The following is a 25,195-nucleotide window of genomic DNA, read 5'->3' on the forward strand; positions in this document are numbered from 1 at the left end:
CTAAATCCGTGTCATCGGGACGGACACCCCGCCCTTCGAACCGAAAGGAACCAAGCCATGACCACGATCACCACCAAGGACGGCACGCACATCTTCTACAAGGACTGGGGTCCGAAGGACGGCCAGCCGATCATCTTCTCCCACGGCTGGCCGCTCAGCGCCGACGCCTGGGACGCCCAGATGGTCTATTTCGCCAATCAGGGCTTCCGCACCATCGCCCATGACCGCCGCAGCCATGGCCGCTCGGATCAGGTCTGGGAAAACAACAATATGGATCAGTACGCAGACGACCTCGCCGAACTGATCGAACAGTTGAACCTTAACGACATCATCCTCGTCGGTCATTCGACCGGCGGCGGCGAGGTCACCCGCTATGTCGGCCGCCACGGCACGGCGCGGGTCGCCAAGGTTGCGCTGATCGGCGCGGTGCCGCCGCTGATGCTCAAGACCGAAGCCAACCCGGGCGGGCTGCCGATCGACGTCTTCGACGGCATCCGCAAGGGGACGTTCGACAACCGGCCGCAGTTCTTCAAGGATCTGACCATCCCCTTCTACGGCTATAACCGCGACGGCGCGGCGGTCAGCGAAGCGCTGCGCGACGAATTTGTCCGGCAGGGCATGATGGGCGGGCTCAAGGGCCAGCTCGACAGCATCCGCGCCTTTTCGGAAAGCGACTTCAACAAAGATCTGAAGAAGTTCGACGTCCCGACCCTCGTCCTCCATGGCGATGACGACCAGATCGTTCCCGTCGATGCCTCGGCCCGCGCCACGGTGAAGATCGTCAAACAGGCCGTGCTGAAAATCTACGAAGGCGCCGACCACGGCCTGGCGGTCACCCACCAGGACCGCTTCAACGCCGACCTTCTGGATTTCATCAACAGCTGATACACGGGAGGCGCGGTCCAGCGGGGCCGCGCCGCCTCCTTCACCAAGGAGACAAGCCATGACCAAGCAGACCTTCCTCATCACCGGGGCATCGGATGGCATCGGCGCCGTCTATGCCGACCGCCTTGCCCGCCGCGGCCACGACCTGATCCTCGTCGCGCGCCGCGCCGATAAACTCGCCAACCTCGCCGACCGGCTGCGCAGCGACACCGGCGTATCCGTCGACGTTATCGCCGCCGACCTCGCCAATCCTGACGGCCTCGCCCGCGTCGAAGCGCGCCTACGCGATGACGACACGATCACCGGCCTCATCAACAACGCCGGGATCGCGGGCGAAACCAGCTTTGTCGACGCCGATCCGGTGCATCTGACGGCGCTGATCAATCTCAACATTCTGGCGGCCACTCGGCTCGCCGCAGCGATCGCGCCGCGACTTGCCGCGAAGGGCAGCGGGGCGATCATCAACGTCAGCTCGGTAACCGCCCTGATCCCTGATGGCTTCACCGCGACTTATCCCGCCAGCAAGGCCTATGTGCTGGCGTTCAGCGAAGCCTTGCAGGCCGAACTGGGCGCGAAGGGCGTGCGGATTCAGGCGGTGCTGCCGGGCGCCACGCGCACCCCGATCTGGACCGACGAACAATTGGCCAGCCTGCCCGCCGAAATCTTGATGGACGTGGACGACATGGTCGATGCCGCACTCGCCGGTTTCGATGCGGGCGAAACCGTCACCATTCCCGCCCTGCCCGACATGGCGGACTATGACGCCTATGTCGCGGCGCGCGCGGCGCTCCGTCCCAACCTGTCGCTGGCGCGTCCCGCGCCGCGCTATCTGTAACGGAGGGATGTGCCATGATCTTGGGCCTCACCATCCCGCAGTTCACCGCGCTGCACGTCGCGATCAGCCTGATCGCGATCGCGGCGGGGCTGATCGCCCTTCCCGCCTTTGCGCGCGGCCGCATCCTGCCGCGCACGACCGGCATCTTCCTGTGGACGACGCTGCTCACCAGCCTGACGGGTTTCCTGTTCCCAATCGTCGCCTTCACCCCGGCGCTCGGCTTCGGAATCCTGTCGACGCTGATCCTGGTGGCAACCTTTTGGGCCTGGTACCGCCGCAAACTCGTCGGACGCGCTGCCGCAATCTATGCGGTCACCGCCACCCTCGCGCTCTATCTCAACCTATTCGTGCTAGTAGTGCAGAGTTTTCTGAAAGTACCGGCGCTCAACGCGCTGGCGCCGAACGGAACAGAACCGCCCTTCGCCATTGCCCAGGGCGTGCTGTTGATTGCCATGGTCGGCCTCGGCTACCTGACGTTCAAAGCCGCGCGCCGCCGAACCGCCGTCGCCTGATCGCCACCAAAATCACGAACAAGGGCGGCTTCGGCCGCCCTTGTCGTCGCAACGCCGCCAACCCCTCTTGCACCACCTTCCCTTTACGTTAAGGTCAGTTTCAAACTGCTACCGGAGAGTGATTCATGGCCCTTCCCCCCATTTTCGACCGCCTTCGCCTGCCCGTCATCGGCTCGCCTTTGTTCATCGTATCGGGGCCGGAACTGGTCATTGCGCAGTGCAAGGCGGGGGTTGTGGGCAGCTTCCCGGCGCTCAACGCGCGGCCACAGACGTTGCTCGACGAATGGCTGCACCAGATCACCGAAGAACTCGCCGCGTGGGACCGCGCCAACCCCGACCGACTGTCGGCGCCCTATGCGGTCAACCAGATCGTCCACAAATCGAACGACCGGCTGGAACAGGACATCGCGACCTGCGCCAAATGGAAGGTGCCGATCACGATCACCTCGCTCGGCGCGCGCGAAGAGCTCAACCAAGCGGTCCACAGCTGGGGCGGCATCACGCTCCACGACGTCATCGACGACCGCTTCGCGCGCAAGGCCGTCGAAAAGGGCGCCGACGGGCTGATCCCCGTCGCAGCGGGCGCGGGCGGCCACGCCGGGCGCCAGTCGCCCTTCGCGCTGGTGCAGGAAATCCGCGAATGGTTCGACGGCCCCGTCGCGCTGTCGGGTGCGATCGGCCATGGCCGCTCGGTCCTCGCGGCGCAGGCGTGCGGCGCCGACCTCGCCTATATCGGCAGCGCCTTCATCGCGACTGCCGAAGCCAACGCGGACCAAGGCTACAAGGATGGCATCGTCGAAGGCCGCGCCGCCGACATCGTCTATTCCAACCTGTTCACCGGCGTCCACGGCAATTACCTCCGCCAATCGATCGTCGCCGCGGGCATGGACCCCGACAACTTGCCCGAAGGCGACCTGTCGACAATGAATTTCGGCTCGGGCGGCAATACGAAGGTCAAGGCGTGGAAAGACATTTGGGGATCGGGCCAGGGCATCGGCCCGGTCACCGCAGTGCGCCCCGTCGCCGACTTCGTCGCCGAGCTTGAAGCACAATATCTGGCCGCACGCCGCGAGCTCGAGGCAAAGGTCAGGCTGTAACGCCGCCAAACAACCGCTCGATCGCCTCGTCCAGATAGGGCCGGTCGACAAACAGCCGCATCGGATCGCGGCGGTTGAGCCAGAATCCCGCCCCGTGCCGGTCGGTGAGCGCGCGCCGTGTCGTGTCCTGCAACAGCCGCAGCCGCATCACCGCTGTGCGTCGCGCAAACCGCAGGTCGGCGGTCGCGTGCAGGACAAAATGCCGCCGGATCTGATCGACCCGTGCCGCCACGACATCGCTATACCCCTGATGCGGCCCGCGATGCAGCGCATGGCCCGACAACAGCGCCGCCCCTTCGCACGCGGGCAGCATCAGTCCGTTGCGACGGAAATTCTCGAGCGCGAAGCCTTCGGCCTGCAACGCGTCGAACATCGCCGCCATCTGCGCGCGGTGGAGCAAGGCGATTGGGATCAGGTGATGACGTTGAAATCCGGGTTGCGGTGGCGGGGCGCCCTGCCAGCCGCGGCCCGGCATCAGCGGTCGCGGCCAAACTCGACGATCACCGTCGATCGCTGCCCTTCAACGATCGACGACGGCGACAGGTCAATCCATTCGCCGCTCTCCAGCCCTCGCATCTTGCGTTCGTGCTGCACCGGGCCGTTCAACATCATGTCGAGCGCCAGCCGCGACAGCCGCCGCACCATCTCGGCCACCGTCCAGCCGACGGGAATGCGGGCTTCCAACTCCTGCCCGGCGAACAGCGCCAGCCCCCGCGTCCCCATGCTGGCACCCGCGGCATCGTCGCGGCGCCGAAACGCAACCAGATGCAGTACCGGCGGCATCCCGCTCGCCAGCATTTCGGCGATCGACGCGCGAAACTGCGCGGCGTCGGACCACAGCCGCGCGGGCGACCAAAACAGATGGCTGGCATCGAACAGGTCGATCAGCAGCACCATCATCTTGAACAGATCGCGCAATTGCGACGGCTGCCCGGTTGCCGTCGCCAGCGCGCTGTCATGTTCAGGGACGAACGTCCAGCAATGTCCATCCTGTCGCCAATGGGATGGCAGGCTGGCAGCCAAGAGGCTGGTCGATGGCTGGTCGGGATCGGCGGCGTCGAGCACGGCTCCCTCAGCAGGGCCGGCGAGGACGATCGTCGTGCCGAAACGCAAGCGAAAACGCGGTTCAATGGCGCCGGGAGTGCAATCTTCCACTCGTTCGGGCTGCAAGCCCATGCGGCGTAGCGCCTGTTCGAGCATATCCACCGACCGCCCCTGCATTGCGCCGCCGACGATCAGCGCAAAGGGTTCCGGCGGCACCGGCAAGATCAGCGTATCGGTGCTTCCCGCATCCATGTCGACGGCCAACCTCCCTCGCTCTGCGCCTGCATCGCAAGGTTGCGACCAATCTTCAAACGCATAATTGCTGATGACGCGGAGTTAATCGGCCGCCGGTGTCAGATCGCAACCTGGCTGCCCAATTCGACGACGCGGTTGGTCGGCAGGCGGAAATATTCCATCGCGCTTTCCGAATTGCGCAGCATCCATGCGAACAGCTTTTCGCGCCAGATCGGCATCCCCGGCTTGCTCGCCGCGATCAGCGTCTGCCGCGACAGGAAAAAGCTGGTTTCCAGCATCTTGAACTCGCCGCCACAGCTGGTCACCCGTGCCAGCGCATCGGGCACATCGACGGGCTGCATAAAACCGTAATGCAGGATCAGACGGTGGAAACCGCGGCCCAGATCCTCCAGTTGGCACAGCTTTTCTTCCTGAACGAACGGCACGTCGGCGATCTTGATCGTCAGCAGGATGATGCGCTCGTGCAGCACCTTGTTGTGCTTGAGATTGTGGAGCAGCGCGTGCGGAACGCCATCCGACGTCGAGGTCATGAACACCGCGGTTCCCGGCACGCGCGTCGCACTGTTCGCGGCCGATTTGACGAACACCGGGATCGGCATCGCCCCCTCGGCCATTTCCTGCTGCATCAGCTTGCGCCCGCGCGACCAGGTGGTGAGCATGGTAAAGATGGTCAGGCCGATCGCCAGCGGGACCCACCCGCCGTCGGGCACCTTGATCAGATTGGCGCCGAAATAGGCGATATCGACGGTAAAGAACACCGCCAGCACCGGAAGCGCCTTCCACGCCGGCCATTTCCACAGGGTGAAGAGCACGACGCTCATCAGGCAGGTGTCGATGAACATCGCCCCGGTCACGGCGATGCCATAAGCGGCGGCAAGATTGCTCGACGACCCGAAGCCGATGACGAGCATGACGACCATGACCATCAGCCCCCAGTTGACGATCGGGATGTAGATCTGGCCCGCTGCCGAAGCGCTGGTATGCTCGACGCGCAGGCGCGGCATGAAACCGAGCTGGATCGCCTGCTGGGTGAGAGAAAAAGCGCCCGAAATCACCGCCTGGCTTGCGATGATCGTTGCCAAGAGCGCCAGGATGACGACGGGCACTTCCAGATACCGGGGCATCATTTGGAAAAATGGATCGGCAATCAGATCGGCCCGTGGACCGACTTCCGCGGCCAGAACCATCGCGCCTTGCCCCATATAATTAAGCATCAGCGCGGGCAGCACAAAGGCCAGCCAGCTGATGCCGATCGGGCCGCGCCCGAAGTGGCCCATGTCGGCATACAGCGCTTCGGCGCCTGTAACCGCAAGGACCACCGCGCCGAGCGCGATGAAAGCGGTAAATCCGTCAACATAGAAAAAGCGCAGCGCATTCACCGGGTTGAGCGTTTCGACGATGATCCACGGATTGGCAGCGATGTGCATTATCCCCAACCCGGCGAGGGTCAGGAAGTATGTCAGCATGATCGGCCCGAAAAGCGCCCCGACCTTCGCCGTGCCGCGCGACTGGAGCGCGAACAGGCCGATGAGGATCGCGAGCGCGATGGGCACGATGTACGGGGAGAAACCCGGGTCGATATAGCGCAACCCCTCGGTGGCCGACAGGACCGACATCGCCGGGGTTATCATGCTGTCGCCATAAAAAAGCGCGGTTGCGAAAACCCCGAGCAGAATGATCGGCCAGGTCCACCGCTTCTCACCCGACGAGCGGCTGATCAATGCCAGCAAGGCAAGGCTTCCGCCCTCACCCTTGTTGTCGGCCTTCATGATCGTCAGCACATATTTGAAAGTGACGACCAGCATCATCGACCAGAATACCAAGCTCAGCACACCATAGATGTGCAGGCGATCGGGTTCGATGGGATGGTGCCCGGCAAAGGTTTCGCGGAAGGCGTAAAGCGGGCTTGTCCCGATGTCGCCAAACACGACGCCCACCGCGCCGACCGCAAGCTTCAGCTTGCCATCGCCGTGCTGGCCGTGGCCATAATGGCCGGTATCGGCAGCGCTCGGCGCAGCCGTCTCCGCATTGCGCGCCCCTTTTTGCGACTCAGCAGTCATCGCGCGCCTTTAGACGAGCCCGCGTGATTGTAATAGCGCCCATTTCAAGGGGCTTCCGTTGCCTCGGCCGGAAGTCGCGGGCCCATCGCCTGCCGCAGCTGTGCCAAGCGCATCTCCAGATCCGCACGCCATGGCGCATCCGCGGGGCTACGCGCCAACAGCTCACCCCATACCGCCTCGGCGCCTTTCAGATCGCCCCCCTGCGCCAGCGCCAGCCCGGCAAAGAACGGCGGTGCGGGATGACTGGGATCGCGCCGTGCGGCCTCGTCGAACGCCAGCGCCGCCGCCGGCGACATCATCCCGCCACCATGCGCGGTCAGCGCATTGCCCAGCCCGACCCACAGATCGACATTGTCGGGATAGCGCGCGAGTCCCTTTTCCAGCGTCTTGGCCGCCAGTTCGGTCTTTCCGGTGCGGGCAAATCCGTCCGACATCCCCAGCCACTGCGCGGCCGGGCCGAAACGGTCGGCCATACCCTGCCGCTGGTCGGCGATGACATCGCCAAAACCCTCTGGCTCCTCGGGCGCCGCCACCGGCTTGCCAGGCAGCGACGGGCTGCCCTGCAGCGCATAGCCCGCCAGTCCCAGCATTACCGCCGCCCCGGCGAGCGGTCGCGCGGTCGCGGGCAGCTTGCCGAGCCAGAATATCCCGGCGATCGTCGCCAGCGCCGCCAGCATGACCCACAGCCAAATCATGCCCCACCTTCCGCTGCGTCATCTTCACCGCGCCGGAAGCGCCCGAATGCGAGCCACCCGCCGAGCAGCAGGAAAAGGAACGGCCCCAGCCACAGAAACGCGGTGGCCGCATCGAACGGCGGATCATAACTGACCCAATTGCCGTAACGCGCCACCAGCCATTTCTTGATCGCTTCAGGGCTTTCGCCCGCGGCAATCTTGCTGCGGACCTCGTGTCGCATATCGCCCGCCAGCGGCGCGTCACTGTCGGCAATCGACTGCCCCTGACAGACGAGGCAGCGCAGTTCGTCCATCAGCGCCTTCGCCCGTGCTTCCTTTGCCGGATCGCGTAGCTGCTCATAGGCGTAGGGCGCGGGCGGCAGGCGATCCTGGGCGGTGACGGGCACAGCGCCGCCGTTAGCGAGCATCATCGCCAGAAAGACCCCCGCGCCCCTGCGCAGGCAGCTTGAGAAGGCACCCGTCACTTCATCGCCTCCAGCTTCGCGATAATCTCCGGCACTTGCTCGGCCAGAATGATGCCCTGATGCTGTTCGCGAATGATGCCCTTGCCATCGATCAGGAAGGTTTCGGGCACCCCCGATGACCCTAGCGCGATCTGGACGCTGCTCTGCATGTCGGACCCGATGCGATCGAACGGATTCCCATATTCGCGCAGGAACGTCGCGACATCCTCGGGGCGGTCGCGGATCGCGATGCCGTCGATCGGCACGCCGGCAGCCTTCAGAGCCTCGAGTTGCGGCGCTTCGGCGCGGCACGGGATGCACCAGCTCGCGAACACATTGACCAGTCGCGGCTTGCCGTCGGCCAATTGGCTGCTCTCCAACCCCTCGACCCCGGCGGTCGCGGGTGGCAGGTCGAACAGCGGCATCGGTTTGTCGATCCATTGCGAGCGGATCAGCGTTTCCGCTGGAGTAACCAGCCGATAGATGAAGGCGCCGAACAACAATCCCATGATCGCCAGCGGCACAAAAAGGACCCAGCGGTTGGTCATGGCGCAAAGCGCTCCTGTGATTTGCGATAGCGCCGTGCGCGCCAGATGCCGGGCAATTGCGCGCGTCCGACCAGCGACAGCGTGGCGCCCAGCGCTATCAATCCGCCACCCAGCCATATCCACCATACCAGCGGTTTCCACCACAGGCGGATCTGGTAACGGTCGGCACGTCCGTCATCGCTCGTCACCGGCTGGCCGAGCACCGCATATAATTGTCCGCCGGGCCGGGTCAGCAGCGCGGCTTCGTTGGTTTCTGTCGGCGCCGTCCCCATCAAGCCCGGGAAAGTTCGCGCTTCGGGCCGCATCGTGAACTCGCCGCCTCCGGCGGTCCGCGCGACCAATGTTCCCTCGATAGACGTATAATTCGGGCCCGCGACAGGCTTGACCCCGACAAAGGTGACGGCATAGCTGCCCACCTTGATGATGTCGCCCGGCGCTGCCGCGACCAACCGCTCCTTGATGAAAGCGCTTTCGGCCCCCATTCCCGCCAGCGCCACCGCAACCCCGAAATGTGCGGTGACCATGCCCCAGGTCGGCAACGGCGTGCGGCGAAGATTGCGTCCCCACAGCGGCGCCAGGCTGGCCACTGCGACGATCGCCGCCACAACCATGCCGAGCAGCGGCAGAATGCCGATCTTTCCGCCAAACACGACGAGCAGCACCAAAACCGCTGCCCCGGCCAAAGCCGCTACCGGCAGCCGCGACCACAGCCGCTTGCCATCGTCGCGGCGCCAGCTGAGCAGCGGCCCCGCGACCATCACAAGGCACAGCACCAGCGCCAGCGGACCGGCCACGCGGTTGTAATAGGGCGGCCCGACCGAGATTTTCTCGCCCATCGCCTCTGCGACGATCGGATAGAGGGTACCGAGCAGCACGAGCGCGAGGATGGTGGTCAGCAACAGATTGTTGATCACCAGCGACCCTTCGCGGCTGAGCAGCGCGAACTTCTTGCCCTCCGCGACGCTGCCCGCGCGCAAGGCGAAAAGAGTCAGCGCGCCGCCGATATAGATCGCCATCAGCACCAGCAGGAAAGTCCCGCGCTCGGGATCGACGGCAAAGCTGTGGACGCTGGTCAGCAGCCCCGACCGGACGATGAAGGTACCGACCATCGACATCGAGAAACCGATCACCGCCAGCATCACCGTCCATGCCCGCAAGGCATTGCGGGTGGCCGTCACCGCGACCGAATGAAGCAAGGCGGCGCCCGCGAGCCAAGGCACCAGCGACACATTTTCGACCGGGTCCCAGAACCACCAGCCGCCCCAGCCAAGCTCGTAATAGGCCCAATAGCTGCCCGCGGTGATCCCGATCGTCAGGAAAATCCAGCTGAACAACACCCACGGCCGCATCGCGCGGGCAAAAGCGGGGCCGATCTCGCGCGTCACCAGCGCCCCGACGGCAAAGCTGAACGCGACCGACAGCCCGACATAACCGACGTAAAGCGTCGGCGGATGGAAGGCGAGGCCGATGTCCTGGAGCAGCGGGTTCAGCCCCTGCCCGTCGGGCGGTGCCACCGGCAAGCGGTTGAACGGATTCGACGAAAACAGCAAAAAGGCAAAGAAACCAAGGCTGAGCGCCGCCTGCGCCGCCAGCGTCGCGATCAGCGTGTCCTCGCGCAGCCGCTTTTCGAACAACGCGATCAGCGCGCCTGACAGGCACAGGATCGTCAGCCAGAGCAACATCGACCCTTCGTGGTTGCCCCACGTTCCCGCGACCTTGAAGATCATCGGTTTCAGGCTGTTGCTGTTGCGCGCGACCAGTTCGACCGACATGTCGGACCGCACGAACAGCGCGATCAGCAGGCCGAACGCGGTTGCAGTCAGCACGCCTTGCGCTACGCTGGCGGGGCGGACCAGCGCCGCCAGTTCGGCCTGGCCGCCGCGCACGTATAGCACGCCGGCGACGAGCGAGAGGCAGGCAAGCGCCGCCGCGATCCACAGCAGCGCGAGGCCAAGTTCGGCGATCATCGATCCCTCGCCTCAACCGAAGCACCAAAAACTTCGTCATTGCGAGCGAAGCGAAGCAATCCAGGGGCTGCCTTGCGCTGCTCTGGATTGCTTCGCTTCGCTCGCAATGACGACCAATGGAGACCGCTCACGCCGTCGGCGCCTTCATATTCTTCGGCATCTCGCCCATCTGCGGCGGCATATAGCGCTCGTCATGCTTCGCGAGGATTCGGTCGGCGACGAACGTCCCGTCGGCGCGCATCCGACCGTCGGCGACCATGCCGCTTTCCTCGCCGAACAGGTCGGGGACGATGCCGGTATATTCGACCGGCACCGACGCCTTGCCGTCGGTGGCGACGAAGCGGATCGTCAGCCCGTCGCGCTGACGTTCGATGCTGCCCGCCGCGACCATGCCGCCCAGCCGCATGGCCTCGCCGACCGCAGCCTTGCCGTCTGCGATTTCGACCGGCGTACGGAAATAGGCCGCCTCGTCGCGTAGCGCACTCGCCGCCAGCACACCCGCTCCGGCGACGCCGACGAGTGCCGCGACCGCCAGTACGAGCCGCTGATGCTTTGCCTTCATGGCTGGTCCTTACGCAGCGCGTCGCTGCGCCGCTCGGCTTTTTTCATCGCGCGCCAGCTCGACCACAGCACGGCGCCGGTCAGCAGCACCGTCAGCATGTACGCCGCCGCCACATAGGTCCACTGGCCGCTACCGCTGATCACCCCCGTCACGCCATCGTCCCCTCGTCGTCAGCCAGCCGCCGCAGCCGCGCCGCAACGCGATTGTCGGCGATGATCCGCCGCATCCGCATCAACACGATGGCGCCGAATAGCAGCGAAAAGCCCAGCAAGGTCAAGCCCAATGGCCAGAGCAGCGCATTGTCGATGCTCGACCCGCGGAGCGTGATGCTCGGCCCCTGATGCAGGCTGTTCCACCATACGACACTGCGGTTGATGATCGGGATATTGATCGCGCCGACCAGCGCATAAATCGCCGCGCCGCGTGACAAGGATCCGCCCTGTCGCTGGCCCTCATCACCGTTGGTCAGCGCTATAAAGCCGGCATAGAGAAACAGCAGGACCAGCATCGACGTCATCCGCCCGTCCCATTCCCACCAGGTGCCCCACGTCGGCTTGCCCCAGATTGATCCGGTCGCAAGACACAGCGCGGTAAACAACATCCCCGGCACCGCAATCGCGCGTGCCGCAATGCCCGACAGCGGATGGCGCCAGACGAGCTGAACCAGTCCGGCGATCGCCAGCGAGGTCCAACCGCCCATGCCCAGCCACGCCGACGGCACATGGACATAAAGGATGCGTGCGGTCTCGCCCTGCTTGTAATCGCCGGGCACCTGCGTCAGCCCGGCCCATGCACCGGCGAGCACCAGCAAGAGGCCAAGGCAAAGCAGCCATGGCGTCAATGGGCGGGCGATTGCCAGGAAACGGGTCGGATTCGCATAGGCGTGCATCGCTTCGCGTCCTTAGGGGAGCGCGGCGTGGGGGTCCAGCGATTTGCCCGGTGCAGGTTCGGAGCGCCAGCTAGCGAGCGGTTGCGGACATATATCCTCCCCATCGCAAGTCGATGGGGAGGATTTCTAGATTCCGCAAGACACCCCAAACCTGCCTTCAGCAGCACCAACGAACCTCAACCCTCCGGCCTTGTCCATATCCAGCTACCGCCGACCGCCGCTGCGATGATCGGTGCCATCATCCACGGCCACGGTGCGAAAATCAGTGCAAGGGCGATGCTGAAGGCAAAGGCGAGCATCGCCGCCACCTTGCCCTTGCGGCTGATGGCCCCCTTCTCGCGCCACGCGACGATATGTGGTCCGAATGTCGGGTGATGGAGCAACCACGCCTCGAGCCGCGGCGACGAACGCGCGAAGCAAAAGGCGGCCAGAATGACAAATGGCACCGTCGGCAATAGCGGCAGCACCGCACCGATCGCGCCAAGCGCGAGCGACAAAAATCCACCGACAAGAAAAAAATGCCGCTTCATCGCGGGGTGGCTTAGCGGAAATCAAAGACAACTAAACCCCTCCCCTTCAGGGGAAGGGCTTAATCTCCTAACCCCGCCCGATCAGCTTTTGCGCCATGCGGTCGGCGACCATCGACGCCGGGGTCCCGCTCGCCTTGCTCTCGGCCCAGATTTCGGCGAGGCGTCCGGGGATCAGAGCAATCCGCCCCTCGACCTCTTCGCGGCTCCCCTGCCCCAGATATTCCAGCGCGACATTGATGATACCGCCCGCGTTGATCACATAATCGGGCGCATAGACGATGCCGCGATCGTGGATGCGCTGCCCATCGGCGGCGGTCGCCAACTGGTTGTTGGCGCCCCCCGCGACGATCGGCACCCGCAGCTTCTCGATGCTGCGCTCGGTCAGGATCGCGCCCAGCGCGTTGGGGCTGAGCACATCGGCCTCGATCTCCATGATCGCGGCCGAATCGGCGAGTTCGGCGCCCAGTTCCTCGGCGAGTTCCTTGGCGCGCGCCAGATTGACGTCGGCCAGCGTCAGCTTCGCGCCTTCCGCCGCCAGCCGCCGCGCGACGCCGCCGCCGACGCTGCCGACGCCCTGGATCGCGACGCGGACGCCCTGGGCGCTGTCGGCGCCCAATCCTTCGCGAATGGCCGCCTTGATGCCCAGATAAACGCCCAGCGCGGTCAGCGGGCCGGGATCGCCACCCGCTTCGCCGCTCGCCACGGGCAGGCCGCTGACATGCTTGGTGTGTTTCGAGATTGCGACCATATCGGCGTCCGACATGCCGACATCTTCGGCGGTGACATAGGCGCCGCCGAGCGATTCGACCGCGCGGCCGAACGCCGCGAGCAGTTCGGGGGTCTTCGCCGCGCCTTCGTCGGCCAGGATCACGCCCTTGCCGCCGCCCATCGGCAGCCCGGCCATGGCATTCTTGTAGCTCATCCCGCGCGACAGGCGCAGCGCATCGGTGATTGCCGATGCCCGCTGCGGGTAATGCCAATAGCGTACGCCACCCGCGCCGGGACCAAGGTGCGTCGAGTGAACCGCAATGACCGCGGTCAGTCCGCTGTCGCGATCGCGGAACATATGGACATGCTCGTGATCGTCGAAATCGGCGAAATCCCAGACTGCGGACATGGATTCAATCCTCGCGTTAAAAAATTACGTCACCGCGTAATAATCAGGCGCAAGCGCGAAGTCACGCGCAAACGCCGTCCGCAGATTATTCAGGAGGAATGGGGCGACCAACGGGGCTCGAACCCGCGACCTCCGGTACCACAAACCGGCGCTCTAACCAACTGAGCTATGGTCGCCACACACATGCCGAGCACGCATAAAGCGGCCTCGACAGCGCGCGGCGATAGGCGCGCACCGCCCCGTTCGTCAAGCATTGTTCGCACGCGCCACCCTGCTAAAACGCGCGCCATGGCTGCAAATGAATTTGTCGACATGGCGACCTCGGGCGCCGACCGTACCGCGGCGCGGCTCGCTGCCGTCCCCGGCATCCGCCGCGCGCCGACACCCAAGCTCGAACAGTTCATGCTGCCGCGCCTGCTTGACGCCGACACTTGCGCGGCGATCATCGATCTTATCGACAGCGACGCGCGCCCATCGACGATCGCCGACCCGAACGGCGACGACACGTTTCGTACCAGTTCCACCTGCGACCTCGACCACCGGCTGCCTGTCGTCGTCGCGGTCAACAACAGGCTCCACGACCTCACCGGTATCCCGCTCGAATATGGCGAACCGCTACAGGGCCAGCGTTACGACGTGGGGGAAGAGTTCAAGGCGCATACCGACTATTTCGACCCGCACGGCGCCGACTGGGAAACCTATTGCACGATCCCCGGTCAGCGCAGCTGGACATTGATGATCTATTTGAACGAACCCGCCGCGGGCGGCGCGACGCGCTTTCTCGCCACCGGCAAGCTGCACCAGCCCGAGACGGGCAAGCTGCTCGCGTGGAACAATGTCCGTCCCGACGGTACGGTCAACCCCGACACGCTCCACCATGGGATGAAGGTGCGCAAAGGGCGCAAATATATCATCACCAAATGGTTCCGCGAGCGCCCGTGGCCGTGGGCGGCGGAGGAACTTCACCGCTGACGTCGATCGCCGCTCAGTTCGGCCCCGGCGCGCATTTGCTGCGGTCGCCCGCCTTGCAAGCCGCGACGTCCGCTTCCCATTTCCGCATCGCCTCGCGCGCCTTGCGGTCGTTTTCGGCGATCAGCGCCTCGCGGTCGGCCAGCGCCTTGCGATAGGCGGCTTCATTGGCGGCCTGTTCGTCGGCGATACGCTTCTTGTCGGCTTCATAGCGTTCGATCTCGCGCTTCGCAGTCGCCGCCTGATCGGCATTGAGCGAGCGCGTCGCAGCCAATTCTTCTGCGCTCACCTTGGGCTCCGGCACCGGTGCGGGGGCCGGGGTCGCGGCGCCGCCCCTGCCGTCGCGGCGATAGGTCAGGGTCGATCCGCTTTCGCGCAGCGTACCGCGAACCGGATCGATGGTCAGTTCGCACGCGCGTTCATTGCGCGTGACCGCGCCGGTCCGGCTGTTGCGGTCGTAACCGGCGCAGACGGCCTTCAATTGACAGCTCTGCGCGCCGCCGACGCGATAAATGCCGCGAAACTTGCTTTGCCCCTTCGGCCAGTTTTCGGGATGGTTGTACAGCAGCGCGTTACCGCCGTCACCGCGCGCGAACGCATCGACGCCGACGATCGGCACCAGCGCCCCGTCGCTGCGATGCCAGTCACCCTCGATATCGGCGCGCGTGCAAACCGCCGCGGCCGGCGCAGCGGTGCCGCGCGTCCAGGGGACATCGGAAACAAAGCTTTTGGCGCCGCCTTCGATGGTCAAGCGGTTCTGGGCGGGATCGACAACAACCGTACAGGGATTCGACGTCGAAGTGATCGTGCCGCACTGCGCCTTGAAACGACACCCCGCCCCGTCGCCGGTGATGCGCGAGGCGATCACTTCGCCGTCGCTATATGGCGCGCGGGCAAAGCCGGTCGCGCGGCCCGTTCCCTCCTGACCTTCCCGGCTGAAAACGATCTGCACCTGCGCGCTTTGCCTGCCGCTGCCGGGCCGTTGCCAAGTCCCGACATAGGAATCGGCGCGGCACTTCCCGCCCGCAATGGCCGGTCGGGCGGCCTTTTCTATGTCCGCGATGCCGTCTGTTTTAGCATGAAAACTGTTCGCTCTGAGTTTGCAACGATTGATCTTCAGCGCGGATATCTTATACCCAGCACGCAATGCCAGTGCGCGAACCAAGCGCTCGTCTTCGGCGCACGATCCTGCCAGATTACGCAGCAGGGAATGCCATTGGACATCGAATGATGCCGTACCCTCTGTCGGCGAGGTGTAGAGAGACACCACGACGCCTGGCTCACGGTCGCCTGGCGAACTTACGGCAAAAACCGATCCTCCGTTCGAACCCCACTCGTTTACGACAAACGGCATCCCATCCAGATCGATGCGCTCCCCCTTCTGCTGCGCCCATGCCACCAGCGCCATCATCGCCGAACCTGCCAGCACGGCACCGGCCATCGCCTTGCGGATCATCCATCCATCCCCTTCGACGCCGGAGCGTGTCCGGCGTGCAATATCCACGCGTCCCGTCGCAATCTTAACCGCTTAAACCGGCGTCGCAAGTGCAGCGCCTGTATTTCCGGCAAGGCTGGCACGCCTGTCCTGCTCAAACGAAAGGGGCCGAAGCATATGCTCCGGCCCCGCCCGAATCCTGCTAGCGCGCCCAACAGGCGCCCACCGCTTTACCGCACCAGCCGGTACTGGAAATTCAGCGTCAGCGTGTTCGCGACCTGTCCCGGTTCGACCGGCGTCGCCTTCATCTCCATCGCCGTGCTCTGGATACGGCCATAAGGCATCGGCGGCTGCTGGCCGACGAAACCGCCCTCGCTGATCGATACCAGCTCGGCGCCGCGATAGCCAGCGAGCCGCGCATAGTCCGCCGCTTTGGCTTCGGCCGCCTTGATCGCGGTGCCGCGCGCGTCGACCAGCTGCGCGTCGGCGTCCTTCATCCCGAACCACGGTCCTTCGATATTGGTGCCGCCTGCGGCGACCAGCGCGTCGAGCAGCGGGCCGATGTCGGCGATCTTGCCGGTCGTCGCACGCACCGTGTTCGACACCTGGTAACCAATGAAGCGCGGCGGCTGGCCCGGGGTCTGGTTGCTGTAATCATATTGCGGCGACAGGTTGATGCCGCTCGTCTGGATATCCTCGGCCTTGATCCCGCGCGCCTTCGCCGCGGCGATCAGCTTGTCCATCGCCGCCGCATTCTGCCGCATCGCCTCGACCGCGGTCGGCGCGGTGGTTGTCACCCCGGCGCCGATCGTCGCCTGGTCGGGGCGAGAGCGCACTTCCTCGCTGACGCTGAAGCTCAGGATCGGTCCCTGCATTGTGGCTGCGGTCACCGCCGAACCTCCCTGCTGCGCGAAAGCGGGCGCGGCCGCCATCAAAGCCATTCCGGCTGCCATAACGGTGAACAATTGCTTCGTCATTTCATTCTCCTGTCGGCCGGAGCTCCGGCCATTTCCGATTTCCAGCCCGTAACGCAGACGGACCGGACCCGTTCCGGCCTTTGTGCGCAGCGCGCTTGCATGATGCTGAATGGATCGGTAGCGCGCCGTTCATCATGGCAGCTCCCATTCTTTCATACGAAGGCCTCGGCCTGGTGCAGGGCAGTGGCTGGCTGTTCCAGGATCTCGACATCTATGTCGGCGAACGCGACCGGCTGGCGCTGATCGGGCGCAACGGCGCGGGCAAGACGACCTTGCTCAAGCTGCTCGCCGGGCGGATCGAACCTGACAAGGGCAAGCGGGTGATCGTTCCCGGCACCCATGTCGTGATGCTCGAACAGGAACCCGATTTCTCGCGTTTCGCGACGCTGATGGATTTTGCCATGGCACCGCCCAATGCACCGGAAGAATTTGAGGTCGCCGCCATCGCCGACCAGCTCGGCATCGACATGAGCCGCACCGCCGCCAGCGCCTCGGGTGGCGAACGCCGCCGCGCTGCGCTCGCCCGCGCGCTGGCACAGAACCCCGACGTGCTGCTCCTCGACGAGCCGACCAACCACCTCGACCTCGCCGCGATCGACTGGCTCGAATCCTGGCTCGCACGCTACACCGGCGCGTTCGTCGCGATCAGCCACGACCGCACCTTTCTCACCCGCCTGACCCGCCAGACCTTGTGGCTCGACCGCGGCAGCATCCGCCGCAAGGAAATCGGCTTCGGCGGTTTCGAGGAATGGAGCGATGCCGTCGCCGCCGAGGAAGCGCGCGCCGCGCAGCGGCTCGATTCGAAACTGCGGCTCGAGGCGCATTGGCTCGAACGCGGCGTCACCGCGCGCCGCAAGCGCAATCAGGGGCGGCTCGAAAAGCTCAAGGAAATGCGCGCCACCCGCGCCGCGATGATCGGCGGTCCCGGCGTCGCCAAACTCGGCCTCGCCAACGACGACGTGCGCTCGAAATCGGTGATCGTAGCCGAGGGCGTGTCCAAAAGCTTCGGCGACCGCGTCATCATCAAGAATTTCGATTTCCGCGTCCAGCGCGGCGACCGCATCGGGATCGTCGGCGCGAATGGCGCGGGCAAATCGACCCTGCTCAAGCTGCTGACCGGCGAGATCGCGCCCGACAGCGGCAGCATCACCCTTGCCCCGACGCTCGACGGTATCATCATCGACCAGCAGCGCAGCCTGCTGTCCCCCGACAAGACCGTGCGCGACATCCTCGCCGACGGCGGCGACTGGGTCGAAGTGCGCGGGGTCAAGAAGCATATCCAGGGATATTTGAAGGAATTCCTGTTCGATCCCGGCGTCATGGAGGCCAGCGTCGGCGCGCTGTCGGGCGGTGAACGCTCGCGCCTCCTCCTCGCGCGCGAATTCGCCCGCGAATCGAACCTGCTCGTGCTCGACGAACCGACCAACGACCTCGACCTCGAAACGCTCGACCTCTTGCAGGAAGTCATCGCCGATTATGCCGGCACCGTGCTGCTCGTCAGCCACGACCGCGACTTCCTCGACCGCACCGTCACCGTAACGCTCGGCCTCGACGGATCGGGCAAGGTCGACATCGTCGCCGGCGGCTATGCCGACTGGGAAGCGAAGCGGGTCAAGCCGAACAGCGTCAAAGCCAAAGCATCAACCGCCGCCGCCCCGCCCCCGCCGACCGCGCGCAAGAAGCTGAGCTACAAGGATCAGCGCGACTATGACCTGCTGCCGGGGCGGATCGAGGCGATCGAGGCGGAGATGGCCGCGGCGGAAACCGAATTGTCCGACGGCACCCTGTTCACCCGCGACCATGCGCGGTTCGCCGCGCTAACCGCGAAGCTCGAAGCACTGCGCGCCGAGAAGGCGGCGGCGGAAGATCGCTGGTTGGAATTGGCCGAAGAGATTGAATCGCTTGGCTAAGTCTTGGATTGTGCTTGGCAGACAGACGCAATTCGAACATGTCGTAACCAAGGGAGAACGACATGAGCGACGACAAAGGCCGATCCGAATTGCAGGGCGTCGCGGGATGGCTGGGCTTGCTTGTGTTCGTCCTCGGTATCCTCTCACCGGCGCGAATGTTGTTCCAGACAATCGCGAACATACGTGAAACGGCCATAATGGGTCAGGTGCTTGGCCCCAACACGTCTATCTACATTCAATTCTGTTGGGCGCTGGTCGCAGCATCGGCCGCCGGGTCGATCTTCCTCGCCTATCGGCTGCTGGCGGTTCATCGCTGGTCATCCGTGCGGATCGTCATCATTGGCCTTTGGTGCCTTGCCGCTATCCCGACGCTGATCGATGCTTTGGTTGGGTCGATCCTTTTCCCCGAGTTTGTTGGCGCCATAGTTCCTGAAGCACTATGGTCGGCCGCCAAATCGAGCATTTCGGCCACGATCTGGACAGCCTATCTTATGAAATCGAAGCGCGTGGCGAATACCTACATCAAGGATATCGACGAAACGCAGCGCATCTTCGGCTAACGATCACCCCACCCCATAAAACCGCGCCAGCCGATCCAGCGCCAGACCCAGCACCAGCTTCCCCGACCGCGCCGGCCACCCCAGGCCCTTCTCCGCCCCGGCAATCCCCTCACCCGCACAAATCACCCGCCAACATATGTCGGCCAGCCCCGGCCCCACCGCCTCGAGCGCGCCATGGAAACGCCGTTGTGCATCGATCCGCGCCAGCGACGCATCCGCTGCGCGCGCGCCGCCGCGGACTTTCGCAGGGGGCGCCGCGTCCCAGCGCATCGTCACCCGTGCCGCCAGCCCGGCGCGCTCGTAATCGGCGCGCAGCCGTTCGCCCGCGCGGCACTGCGCTTCGGTCAGCAAACCGCGCGATGCCAGCCACTGTACCGGGCTCTCGGCCACGTTCATGGTCACGCGCCGCATCGCCTGCGGCCCGCTCTTCCCGGGATCGATGCGGTCGTCGGGATGCAGGCAATCGGTCAGTTGGCGTGCGATCATGTTGAACTCCTCTGTCACGAATCATGTCTTGACATTGGAGAAATAAGTAGGAAAGAAAAAACCAATTTGGTTATCGAGGAATTTTTATGATCAACAGCATCCGCGCCGTGCGCCGCGCCAAGGGACTGACGCTTGAGGAAGTCGGCGCGCGCTGCGATCCGCCGACCACCGCGCAGACGATCGGCCGCCTCGAAACCGGCACCCGCAACCTGTCGCTCGGCTGGATGAACCGCATCGCCGCCGCGCTAGGGGTCGACGCTGCCGAACTGGTGCAATTGCCGCAGGATACCCAGCTGACGATTACCGCGCACCTCGGCGCGGACGGCGCGCAGGCGCCGACGCGCGTCGAGCAGGCGCTGACCGCCCGTCCCGGTGAGGATATGGTCGCCGTCCGCGTCACCTCGTCGATTGGCGACTACCGTGCCGGAGACGAAATCTGGTGCCGCCGGATCACCGGCGACTGGACCAGCGCGCTCAACCGTGACCTGCTCGTCCCGCGCCCCGCCGGCCGCTTCTTCTTCGCCCGCCTGCTCAACGTCGATGGCGAAAAACTGCACCTGCTTCCGCTCGGCACCGGCGCCCGGCAGCAAGTGGTCAATAACCCGCCCTGGGCCGCGGTCGCGGTGCGGCTGATCCGATCGCTTTAGGAACATGCTCGCGATCAGGAACCTCGTCATTGCGAGCGAAGCGAAGCAATCCAGAGCGTGCGGTAACCGCCCTGGATTGCTTCGCTTCGCTCGCAATGACGTGCTTATGGGCACTCGCGAATGACCTCCCCCCTCCGCGTCCTGTCGATCGCTACCCTGTTCCCCGATGCCGTACGTCCCAACTTCGGCTTGTTCGTCGAACGCAGCCTCCGCGCGCTGGCCGCCCAGCCGGGCATCGAACTCACCATCGTCGCGCCCGTCGGCCTGCCGCCCTTCCCGCTGGCGCTCCACCCGCGCTACCGGCCGCTCCGCGCCTTGCCGCGAACCGAAAGCTGGGACGGCCTCACGGTCCACCGCCCGCGCTTCCCGCTGATCCCGCACATCGGCGCACGCTTCAACCCGGCGATGGTCGCGCGCGCCGTGCTGTCAACGGTGTCCGGCCAGACCTTCGACGTCGTCGACGCGCAATTCTTCTACCCCGACGGTCCCGCCGCGATGCGCGTCGCCGCCGCGCACGGCCTGCCCTTTTCGGTGAAGGCGCGCGGCGCCGATATCAGCCATTTCGGCCATGATCCGGCGACTGCACCGCAGCTGATCGAGGCCGCCGGCAAGGCCGCGGGCCTGCTCGCTGTGTCCGATGCGATGCGCCGCGACATGGCGGCGATCGGCATCGATCCCGCCAAGGTCACCACCCACTACACCGGCATCGACACCGCCCGCTTTGCGCCCGGCGACCGCGCCGCCGCCCGCGCGGCGCTCGGCATCGACGATGCGCCGATGGTCCTGACCGTCGGCGCGCTTATCCCGCGCAAGGGGCAGGCGCTCGTGATCGAGGCGCTCCCCGCGCTGCCCGGCGTTCATTATTGGCTGGCGGGCGCGGGCGAAGCCGAAGGCCGCTACCGCGCGTTGGCGCAGCGGCTCGGCGTCGAAACCCGCGTCCATGTCATGGGTCCGGTCGCAAATGGCGACCTGCCGATGCTCTATCGCGCCGCCGATATCGTCGTCATGCCCTCGGTCAGCGAAGGCCTCGCCAATGCCTGGGTCGAGGCGCTGGCCTGTGGCACCCCGATCGTTATCAGCGATGCGGGCGGCGCTGCCGAGTTGGTCACGTCGCCCGTCGCGGGACGGATCGTCGAACGGACCCCTGAAGCGATTGCCGCCGCAGTACAGGCCATCCTGACCAACCCGCCCGCGCCGTCAGACGTCGCCGCCACCCTCGCGGATCGCTTCGACTGGAACCGCAACGGCCGCGAACTGGCCGAGCATCTGCGCCGCTGCGCCGGTCGTTAAACGACCGCGCCGTCGTCCTTGCGCTCGACCCGCTCGCCGCCCTCGATCCCGGCGACCGTGCGTGGCACAAAGCTGTCGGGGCCGACCTTCAACCACACCAGGATCGGCGCCGACATGTAGACCGACGAATAGGTGCCGATGAAAATGCCGAGCAGCATCGCGGCGGTGAAGCCGAAAATCACGTCCGGCCCGACCCACAGCAACACGCCCAGCGCGATCAGCATCGTAAAGCTGGTCATCACCGTGCGCGCCAGCGTCTCGTTCAGGCTGAGATCGAGCAGCGGGATGATTTCCATCTTGCGGTATTTTTTCAGGTTTTCGCGAATACGGTCGTACACGACGATCGTATCGTTCAGCGAATAACCGATGATGGTCAGCAGCGCCGCGACGATGTTCAGGTCAAACTGCAACTGGGTCAGCGCGAAAAAACCGAACGTCAGCGCGACGTCGTGGAACAGCGCAAACAGCGCGCCCACCCCGAACTGCCATTCGAACCGGATCCAGATATAGATCGAGATGGCAACCATCGCCAGCAACAGGCTGAGCGCGCCGGTTCGCAGCAATTCCTCCGATACCTTGCCCGACACCGTTTCGACCGACCCGGTTTCGGCAGTCGGAAACGCCGCCTTGATTCCGGCCACCAGGCGCTGGCCGGCCTGTTCGGCCGCGGCCTTGTCCCCTTCGGGCAGCGCGGTGCGGATCGATACCGCCTTGTCGGACCCGAATTGCTGGATCGTCGCTTCGCCCAGTCCGATCGCCGCCACTTTCGACCGGATTTCGTCGATCGGGGGCATCGTCTGGGTAAATTCGACGCGCACCGACTGGCCGCCAACGAAGTCGACCCCCAGGTTCAGCCCGCGCATCGCGACGAGCGCAATCGACGCCACGATCATCAAAATGCTGATCGCCATGGCGAGCTGGCGCCATTTCAGGAACTGGATGTTGGTGTCGTCGGGGACGAGTTTCAGCAGGCGCATGGTGTCGGTCCCTCTATCAAATGTTCAGCGACGTCGGGCGCGTGCGGTGCAGCCACCGGGCGGCAAACAGGCGCGTAACGGTCACGGCGGTAAAGACGCTGGTGATGATGCCGATGGTCAGCACGACGGCGAACCCCTTGATCGGCCCCGACCCGAACCAGAACATCAATCCCGCCGCGATGACATTGGTGATGTTGGCATCGAAAATCGCGCGGCTCGCTTCGGCATAGCCGACATCGACCGCCTGGAACACGCGCCGCCCGCGTTTCAATTCCTCGCGTATGCGTTCGTTGATCAGCACGTTGGCGTCGACCGCGGCGCCGATCGTCAACACAAAGCCCGCGATCCCCGGCAACGTCAACGTGGCGTTGAACGCGGCCATGATCGCAATGATCAGCGCGATGTTGAACATCAGCGCGATGTTCGCATAGACGCCGAACCGCCCGTAAACGATGATCATGAACACCAGCACCGCGACGGTCGCGATAATCCCCGCGATGGCACCCTTGCGGATCGAATCGGCACCGAGTTCGGGTGTGACGGTGCGCTCCTCGACCACCGCCATTTTCACCGGCAGCGCGCCCGACCGCAGCGAAATCGCCAGCGCATTGGCACTCGCCACGGTAAAGCTGCCCGAAATCTGGGCGCTGCCGCCCAAAATCGGTTCGTTGATGTTCGGTGCCGACAACACCTGGCCGTCCAGCACCATTGCAAACCGTCGACCGACATTCTGCGCCGTCACCCGCGCAAAGGTGTTTGAACCGCCCGAATCGAACGCGATCGTCACGACGGGTTCGTTCGTCTGCGGATCATAGCTCTGCCGCGCGTTGACCAGCTGGTCGCCGCTGATCATCACCTGGCGCCGCAGCACTTCGAACGCAGCGCCATTGCCCTCGCCGGGCGCATAGGGGACGATTTCGCTGCCGACGGGGACGCGGCCCGCTGCCGCCTCGTTCAGGTCGGCGTTGGGATCGACCATGCGGAACTCCAGCCGCGCGGTCTTGCCGATCAGCTCTTTCAGCGCCGCCGGATCCTGCAAGCCCGGCACCTGTACCACCACGCGGTCATTGCCCTGCCGGATGATCGTCGGCTCGCGCGTCCCCAGCGCGTTGACGCGCTTGTCGATGATGTCGCGCGCCGAATCCATCGCCTCGGCGACCGCCTGCGTCTGCCCGGCGGTGGTCGGCGTCATCACGATCCGCGTGGTATCGACGATGTCGATATTCCAGTCGCGCTGACCGGTCAGCGCCGCACCGCGCGTCTGGTTGAACAGCCGGTCGCGCGCTTCGTCCAGCTGTGCCTGGTTGCGGACCAGAAAGCTGATCCGCCCGCCATCGGTCGACAGCTCGCCGATCGCGATGTCGTCGTCGGGTCCGCGTTCGCCGTTCATGGCCGCGCGCACGGTCTTTTCCATATTGGTCAGCTGCGTCTTGCGCAGATCGTCGATGTCGGCTTCCAGCAGCAGATGGCTGCCGCCCGCCAGGTCGAGCCCCAGATTGACCTTGGCCTGCATGAACGACGGCAGGCTGTTCAGTGTCCGTTCGGGCAAAAAGCTGGGAATGGAAAAGATGACGCCCAGCAACAGGATGATGCTGATGCTGATGGTCTTCCAGCGCGGAAAATCGAGCATGGTCTATTGGTCCGATCGATTGGCAGGACGGCGACGCGCGCAGTCCCCGCCGCGTCAGTCGTTGGCGGGCTTGCCGCCGGGTTGCATCACGTCGGCCAGCGTCGCCTTGACGACCTTGATCTTGACGCCCTGCGCAATTTCGACATCGGCATAATCGTCATCGACGCGCGTGACCTTGCCGACAATGCCACCCCCAGTCACCACCTGGTCGCGCGGCTTCACCGCCGCAATCTTGGCGCGATGTTCCTTGGCGCGTACCTGCTGCGGGCGGATCAGGAAGAACCAGAATACGACAAAGATCAGCAGATAGGGGACCAGCATCAGAAAACCGGCGGCCCCGCTTCCCGATCCGGCCGCCTGGGTCAGAAGCAGATTGGTCGACATGGGTGAAAACTTTCCGTCAAAAGGCGTCGCTGGTTCCGTCACGAAACCGGCGCGCATGAATGGCGCGGCGCCTATCACGCAGGAACCGGGCGCGCAACCGTCGCGGCGCCCTCCCCCCCTCGTGCCAAGCGGCTCCGAAATGGGGTGCCGCACACCGCGATCAAGGGATTTCCGGCGCGGCGCGAACAAATAGGATTTGCCGCCCTTCTGGCGGCACGATGGCCTTGCATCGCCCGCGAAGGCACGCTAGGGGCCACGCCTGCCCAATCGGGCCGGTCGGGACGTAGCGCAGCCTGGTAGCGCATCACACTGGGGGTGTGGGGGTCGGAGGTTCGAATCCTCTCGTCCCGACCAATTCAAATTTCAAACAGCGACTTATTGCCGCGCCGGGATCGGCGAGCGTCTGGCGTGCCTGGCGGCTGTTTTCGATCTGCGCCGTTTCAGTAATCTCGATCGTCAGCGCGTCGGGCGGCAAATGATGCGCCGAGAGC

27 protein-coding genes and 2 tRNA genes are annotated in these 25,195 nt (G+C 64.9%); 10 read left to right on the top strand and 19 right to left on the bottom strand.

The features are described from left to right. The first annotated feature begins 57 nt into the window (after nt 1-57). The 4 genes from IR187_RS14000 (at nt 58) to IR187_RS14015 (ending at nt 3,329) form a co-directional block, all read left to right on the top strand. On the top strand, nt 58-885 hold the full coding sequence (locus IR187_RS14000) for an alpha/beta fold hydrolase (protein WP_194955199.1): 828 nt from the start codon (nt 58-60) through the stop codon (nt 883-885). 58 nt (nt 886-943) lie between these two features. After that, nucleotides 944-1,720 (top strand): SDR family NAD(P)-dependent oxidoreductase, encoded by a 777-nt coding sequence (locus IR187_RS14005; RefSeq protein ID WP_194955200.1) that lies wholly within the window; start codon nt 944-946, stop codon nt 1,718-1,720. 14 nt (nt 1,721-1,734) lie between these two features. After that, nucleotides 1,735-2,232: a hypothetical protein gene (locus IR187_RS14010; protein ID WP_194955201.1), complete on the top strand. Its 498-nt coding sequence runs from the start codon at nt 1,735-1,737 to the stop codon at nt 2,230-2,232. Nucleotides 2,233-2,357: 125 nt separating this feature from the next. Beyond that, nucleotides 2,358-3,329 (top strand): NAD(P)H-dependent flavin oxidoreductase, encoded by a 972-nt coding sequence (locus IR187_RS14015; RefSeq protein ID WP_194955202.1) that lies wholly within the window; start codon nt 2,358-2,360, stop codon nt 3,327-3,329. Here IR187_RS14015 and IR187_RS14020 read toward each other — a convergent pair. From IR187_RS14020 to IR187_RS14080, 13 genes are all read right to left on the bottom strand, one after another. Further along, nucleotides 3,319-3,804: an AHH domain-containing protein gene (locus IR187_RS14020; protein ID WP_194955203.1), complete on the bottom strand. Its 486-nt coding sequence runs from the start codon at nt 3,802-3,804 to the stop codon at nt 3,319-3,321. The genes IR187_RS14015 and IR187_RS14020 overlap by 11 nt on opposite strands. Next, nucleotides 3,804-4,625, bottom strand: a complete 822-nt coding sequence (locus tag IR187_RS14025) for a hypothetical protein (RefSeq protein ID WP_194955204.1) — start codon at nt 4,623-4,625, stop codon at nt 3,804-3,806. Before IR187_RS14025 ends, IR187_RS14020 begins: the two co-directional genes overlap by 1 nt. A 101-nt stretch (nt 4,626-4,726) precedes the next feature. Next, nucleotides 4,727-6,688, bottom strand: a complete 1,962-nt coding sequence (locus tag IR187_RS14030; RefSeq protein ID WP_194955205.1) for a potassium transporter Kup — start codon at nt 6,686-6,688, stop codon at nt 4,727-4,729. A 44-nt stretch (nt 6,689-6,732) separates the two neighbouring features. Beyond that, nucleotides 6,733-7,383, bottom strand: coding sequence for a tetratricopeptide repeat protein (locus tag IR187_RS14035; protein ID WP_194955206.1), 651 nt, complete (start codon nt 7,381-7,383; stop codon nt 6,733-6,735). Further along, nucleotides 7,380-7,793, bottom strand: a complete 414-nt coding sequence (locus IR187_RS14040) for a cytochrome c-type biogenesis protein (RefSeq protein WP_194955224.1) — start codon at nt 7,791-7,793, stop codon at nt 7,380-7,382. Before IR187_RS14040 ends, IR187_RS14035 begins: the two co-directional genes overlap by 4 nt. Nucleotides 7,794-7,843: 50 nt before the next feature. Beyond that, nucleotides 7,844-8,374, bottom strand: a complete 531-nt coding sequence (locus IR187_RS14045) for a DsbE family thiol:disulfide interchange protein (RefSeq protein ID WP_194955207.1) — start codon at nt 8,372-8,374, stop codon at nt 7,844-7,846. Next, on the bottom strand, nt 8,371-10,341 hold the full coding sequence (locus IR187_RS14050) for a heme lyase CcmF/NrfE family subunit (RefSeq protein ID WP_194955208.1): 1,971 nt from the start codon (nt 10,339-10,341) through the stop codon (nt 8,371-8,373). The genes IR187_RS14045 and IR187_RS14050 overlap by 4 nt, the downstream gene beginning before the upstream one ends. 127 nt (nt 10,342-10,468) lie before the next feature. Next, entirely contained in the window at nt 10,469-10,903 is a 435-nt protein-coding gene (ccmE, locus tag IR187_RS14055; RefSeq protein ID WP_194955209.1) for a cytochrome c maturation protein CcmE, read from the bottom strand. After that, a complete protein-coding gene (locus IR187_RS14060; RefSeq protein WP_194955210.1) occupies nt 10,900-11,055 on the bottom strand; it encodes a hypothetical protein in 156 nt (51 codons plus the stop codon). The genes ccmE and IR187_RS14060 overlap by 4 nt, the downstream gene beginning before the upstream one ends. Beyond that, nucleotides 11,052-11,792 carry a heme ABC transporter permease CcmC gene (gene ccmC, locus IR187_RS14065; RefSeq protein WP_194955211.1) on the bottom strand — a complete coding sequence of 247 codons (741 nt, stop codon included), beginning with the start codon at nt 11,790-11,792 and terminating at the stop codon, nt 11,052-11,054. Before ccmC ends, IR187_RS14060 begins: the two co-directional genes overlap by 4 nt. 176 nt (nt 11,793-11,968) lie before the next feature. After that, entirely contained in the window at nt 11,969-12,322 is a 354-nt protein-coding gene (locus IR187_RS14070) for a YbaN family protein (protein ID WP_194955212.1), read from the bottom strand. A gap of 67 nt (nt 12,323-12,389) precedes the next feature. Then, nucleotides 12,390-13,439 (bottom strand): Glu/Leu/Phe/Val family dehydrogenase, encoded by a 1,050-nt coding sequence (locus IR187_RS14075; protein WP_194955213.1) that lies wholly within the window; start codon nt 13,437-13,439, stop codon nt 12,390-12,392. A 99-nt stretch (nt 13,440-13,538) separates the two neighbouring features. Beyond that, nucleotides 13,539-13,615: transfer RNA gene (locus tag IR187_RS14080), tRNA-His, on the bottom strand. A 112-nt stretch (nt 13,616-13,727) separates the two neighbouring features. Between IR187_RS14080 and IR187_RS14085 the strand changes: the two genes are divergently transcribed. Beyond that, entirely contained in the window at nt 13,728-14,411 is a 684-nt protein-coding gene (locus tag IR187_RS14085) for a prolyl hydroxylase family protein (RefSeq protein WP_228765957.1), read from the top strand. A gap of 13 nt (nt 14,412-14,424) precedes the next feature. Here the strand turns inward: IR187_RS14085 and IR187_RS14090 are convergent, their stop codons facing one another. Together IR187_RS14090 and IR187_RS14095 are read right to left on the bottom strand one after the other, a co-directional pair. Continuing rightward, nucleotides 14,425-15,360: a cell envelope integrity protein TolA gene (locus IR187_RS14090; RefSeq protein WP_194955214.1), complete on the bottom strand. Its 936-nt coding sequence runs from the start codon at nt 15,358-15,360 to the stop codon at nt 14,425-14,427. Between the two features lie 713 nt (nt 15,361-16,073). Continuing rightward, nucleotides 16,074-16,820, bottom strand: a complete 747-nt coding sequence (locus tag IR187_RS14095) for an SIMPL domain-containing protein (RefSeq protein ID WP_194955215.1) — start codon at nt 16,818-16,820, stop codon at nt 16,074-16,076. A gap of 134 nt (nt 16,821-16,954) precedes the next feature. Between IR187_RS14095 and IR187_RS14100 the strand changes: the two genes are divergently transcribed. Continuing rightward, nucleotides 16,955-18,730, top strand: coding sequence for an ABC-F family ATP-binding cassette domain-containing protein (locus IR187_RS14100; RefSeq protein ID WP_194955216.1), 1,776 nt, complete (start codon nt 16,955-16,957; stop codon nt 18,728-18,730). Between the two features lie 62 nt (nt 18,731-18,792). Further along, the gene (locus IR187_RS14105) at nt 18,793-19,290 is read left to right on the top strand and encodes a DUF2569 family protein (protein ID WP_194955217.1); all 498 of its coding nucleotides are present in this window, start codon (nt 18,793-18,795) and stop codon (nt 19,288-19,290) included. Between the two features lie 3 nt (nt 19,291-19,293). Here the strand turns inward: IR187_RS14105 and IR187_RS14110 are convergent, their stop codons facing one another. Then, nucleotides 19,294-19,776, bottom strand: a complete 483-nt coding sequence (locus IR187_RS14110; protein ID WP_228765958.1) for a DUF6456 domain-containing protein — start codon at nt 19,774-19,776, stop codon at nt 19,294-19,296. A gap of 86 nt (nt 19,777-19,862) precedes the next feature. Between IR187_RS14110 and IR187_RS14115 the strand changes: the two genes are divergently transcribed. Both IR187_RS14115 and IR187_RS14120 read left to right on the top strand, forming a co-directional pair. Beyond that, complete coding sequence (locus tag IR187_RS14115) at nt 19,863-20,423, top strand: helix-turn-helix domain-containing protein (protein WP_194955218.1); 561 nt, start codon at nt 19,863-19,865, stop codon at nt 20,421-20,423. 120 nt (nt 20,424-20,543) lie between these two features. After that, nucleotides 20,544-21,713, top strand: a complete 1,170-nt coding sequence (locus tag IR187_RS14120) for a glycosyltransferase (protein WP_194955219.1) — start codon at nt 20,544-20,546, stop codon at nt 21,711-21,713. Here IR187_RS14120 and secF read toward each other — a convergent pair. The 3 genes from secF to yajC are packed head-to-tail and all read right to left on the bottom strand — an operon-like array spanning nt 21,710 to nt 24,704. Continuing rightward, nucleotides 21,710-22,690, bottom strand: a complete 981-nt coding sequence (secF, locus tag IR187_RS14125; RefSeq protein WP_194955220.1) for a protein translocase subunit SecF — start codon at nt 22,688-22,690, stop codon at nt 21,710-21,712. The two genes, IR187_RS14120 and secF, sit on opposite strands and share 4 nt — an antisense overlap. A 16-nt stretch (nt 22,691-22,706) precedes the next feature. After that, nucleotides 22,707-24,320 (bottom strand): protein translocase subunit SecD, encoded by a 1,614-nt coding sequence (gene secD, locus IR187_RS14130; RefSeq protein WP_194955221.1) that lies wholly within the window; start codon nt 24,318-24,320, stop codon nt 22,707-22,709. Nucleotides 24,321-24,374: 54 nt separating this feature from the next. After that, on the bottom strand, nt 24,375-24,704 hold the full coding sequence (gene yajC, locus IR187_RS14135; RefSeq protein WP_162548518.1) for a preprotein translocase subunit YajC: 330 nt from the start codon (nt 24,702-24,704) through the stop codon (nt 24,375-24,377). A gap of 277 nt (nt 24,705-24,981) precedes the next feature. Here yajC and IR187_RS14140 point away from each other — a divergent pair. After that, nucleotides 24,982-25,058 (top strand) — tRNA-Pro (locus IR187_RS14140). Nucleotides 25,059-25,195 lie beyond the last annotated feature (137 nt).

Source organism: Sphingopyxis solisilvae (assembly GCF_015475875.1).
Taxonomy (GTDB): domain Bacteria; phylum Pseudomonadota; class Alphaproteobacteria; order Sphingomonadales; family Sphingomonadaceae; genus Sphingopyxis; species Sphingopyxis solisilvae.

Excerpts from the sequence above, each read along its gene's own strand:
- IR187_RS14000 (WP_194955199.1), top strand. The coding sequence starts at position 58 with ATGACCACGATCACCACCAAGGACGGCACGCACATCTTCTACAAGGAC.
- IR187_RS14005 (WP_194955200.1), top strand. The coding sequence starts at position 944 with ATGACCAAGCAGACCTTCCTCATCACCGGGGCATCGGATGGCATCGGC.
- IR187_RS14010 (WP_194955201.1), top strand. The coding sequence starts at position 1,735 with ATGATCTTGGGCCTCACCATCCCGCAGTTCACCGCGCTGCACGTCGCG.
- IR187_RS14015 (WP_194955202.1), top strand. The coding sequence starts at position 2,358 with ATGGCCCTTCCCCCCATTTTCGACCGCCTTCGCCTGCCCGTCATCGGC.
- IR187_RS14020 (WP_194955203.1), bottom strand. The coding sequence starts at position 3,804 with ATGCCGGGCCGCGGCTGGCAGGGCGCCCCGCCACCGCAACCCGGATTT.
- IR187_RS14025 (WP_194955204.1), bottom strand. The coding sequence starts at position 4,625 with ATGGATGCGGGAAGCACCGATACGCTGATCTTGCCGGTGCCGCCGGAA.
- IR187_RS14030 (WP_194955205.1), bottom strand. The coding sequence starts at position 6,688 with ATGACTGCTGAGTCGCAAAAAGGGGCGCGCAATGCGGAGACGGCTGCG.
- IR187_RS14035 (WP_194955206.1), bottom strand. The coding sequence starts at position 7,383 with ATGATTTGGCTGTGGGTCATGCTGGCGGCGCTGGCGACGATCGCCGGG.
- IR187_RS14040 (WP_194955224.1), bottom strand. The coding sequence starts at position 7,793 with ATGATGCTCGCTAACGGCGGCGCTGTGCCCGTCACCGCCCAGGATCGC.
- IR187_RS14045 (WP_194955207.1), bottom strand. The coding sequence starts at position 8,374 with ATGACCAACCGCTGGGTCCTTTTTGTGCCGCTGGCGATCATGGGATTG.
- IR187_RS14050 (WP_194955208.1), bottom strand. The coding sequence starts at position 10,341 with ATGATCGCCGAACTTGGCCTCGCGCTGCTGTGGATCGCGGCGGCGCTT.
- ccmE (WP_194955209.1), bottom strand. The coding sequence starts at position 10,903 with ATGAAGGCAAAGCATCAGCGGCTCGTACTGGCGGTCGCGGCACTCGTC.
- ccmC (WP_194955211.1), bottom strand. The coding sequence starts at position 11,792 with ATGCACGCCTATGCGAATCCGACCCGTTTCCTGGCAATCGCCCGCCCA.
- IR187_RS14070 (WP_194955212.1), bottom strand. The coding sequence starts at position 12,322 with ATGAAGCGGCATTTTTTTCTTGTCGGTGGATTTTTGTCGCTCGCGCTT.
- IR187_RS14075 (WP_194955213.1), bottom strand. The coding sequence starts at position 13,439 with ATGTCCGCAGTCTGGGATTTCGCCGATTTCGACGATCACGAGCATGTC.
- IR187_RS14085 (WP_228765957.1), top strand. The coding sequence starts at position 13,728 with ATGGCTGCAAATGAATTTGTCGACATGGCGACCTCGGGCGCCGACCGT.
- IR187_RS14095 (WP_194955215.1), bottom strand. The coding sequence starts at position 16,820 with ATGACGAAGCAATTGTTCACCGTTATGGCAGCCGGAATGGCTTTGATG.
- IR187_RS14100 (WP_194955216.1), top strand. The coding sequence starts at position 16,955 with ATGGCAGCTCCCATTCTTTCATACGAAGGCCTCGGCCTGGTGCAGGGC.
- IR187_RS14105 (WP_194955217.1), top strand. The coding sequence starts at position 18,793 with ATGAGCGACGACAAAGGCCGATCCGAATTGCAGGGCGTCGCGGGATGG.
- IR187_RS14110 (WP_228765958.1), bottom strand. The coding sequence starts at position 19,776 with ATGATCGCACGCCAACTGACCGATTGCCTGCATCCCGACGACCGCATC.
- IR187_RS14115 (WP_194955218.1), top strand. The coding sequence starts at position 19,863 with ATGATCAACAGCATCCGCGCCGTGCGCCGCGCCAAGGGACTGACGCTT.
- IR187_RS14120 (WP_194955219.1), top strand. The coding sequence starts at position 20,544 with ATGACCTCCCCCCTCCGCGTCCTGTCGATCGCTACCCTGTTCCCCGAT.
- secF (WP_194955220.1), bottom strand. The coding sequence starts at position 22,690 with ATGCGCCTGCTGAAACTCGTCCCCGACGACACCAACATCCAGTTCCTG.
- secD (WP_194955221.1), bottom strand. The coding sequence starts at position 24,320 with ATGCTCGATTTTCCGCGCTGGAAGACCATCAGCATCAGCATCATCCTG.
- yajC (WP_162548518.1), bottom strand. The coding sequence starts at position 24,704 with ATGTCGACCAATCTGCTTCTGACCCAGGCGGCCGGATCGGGAAGCGGG.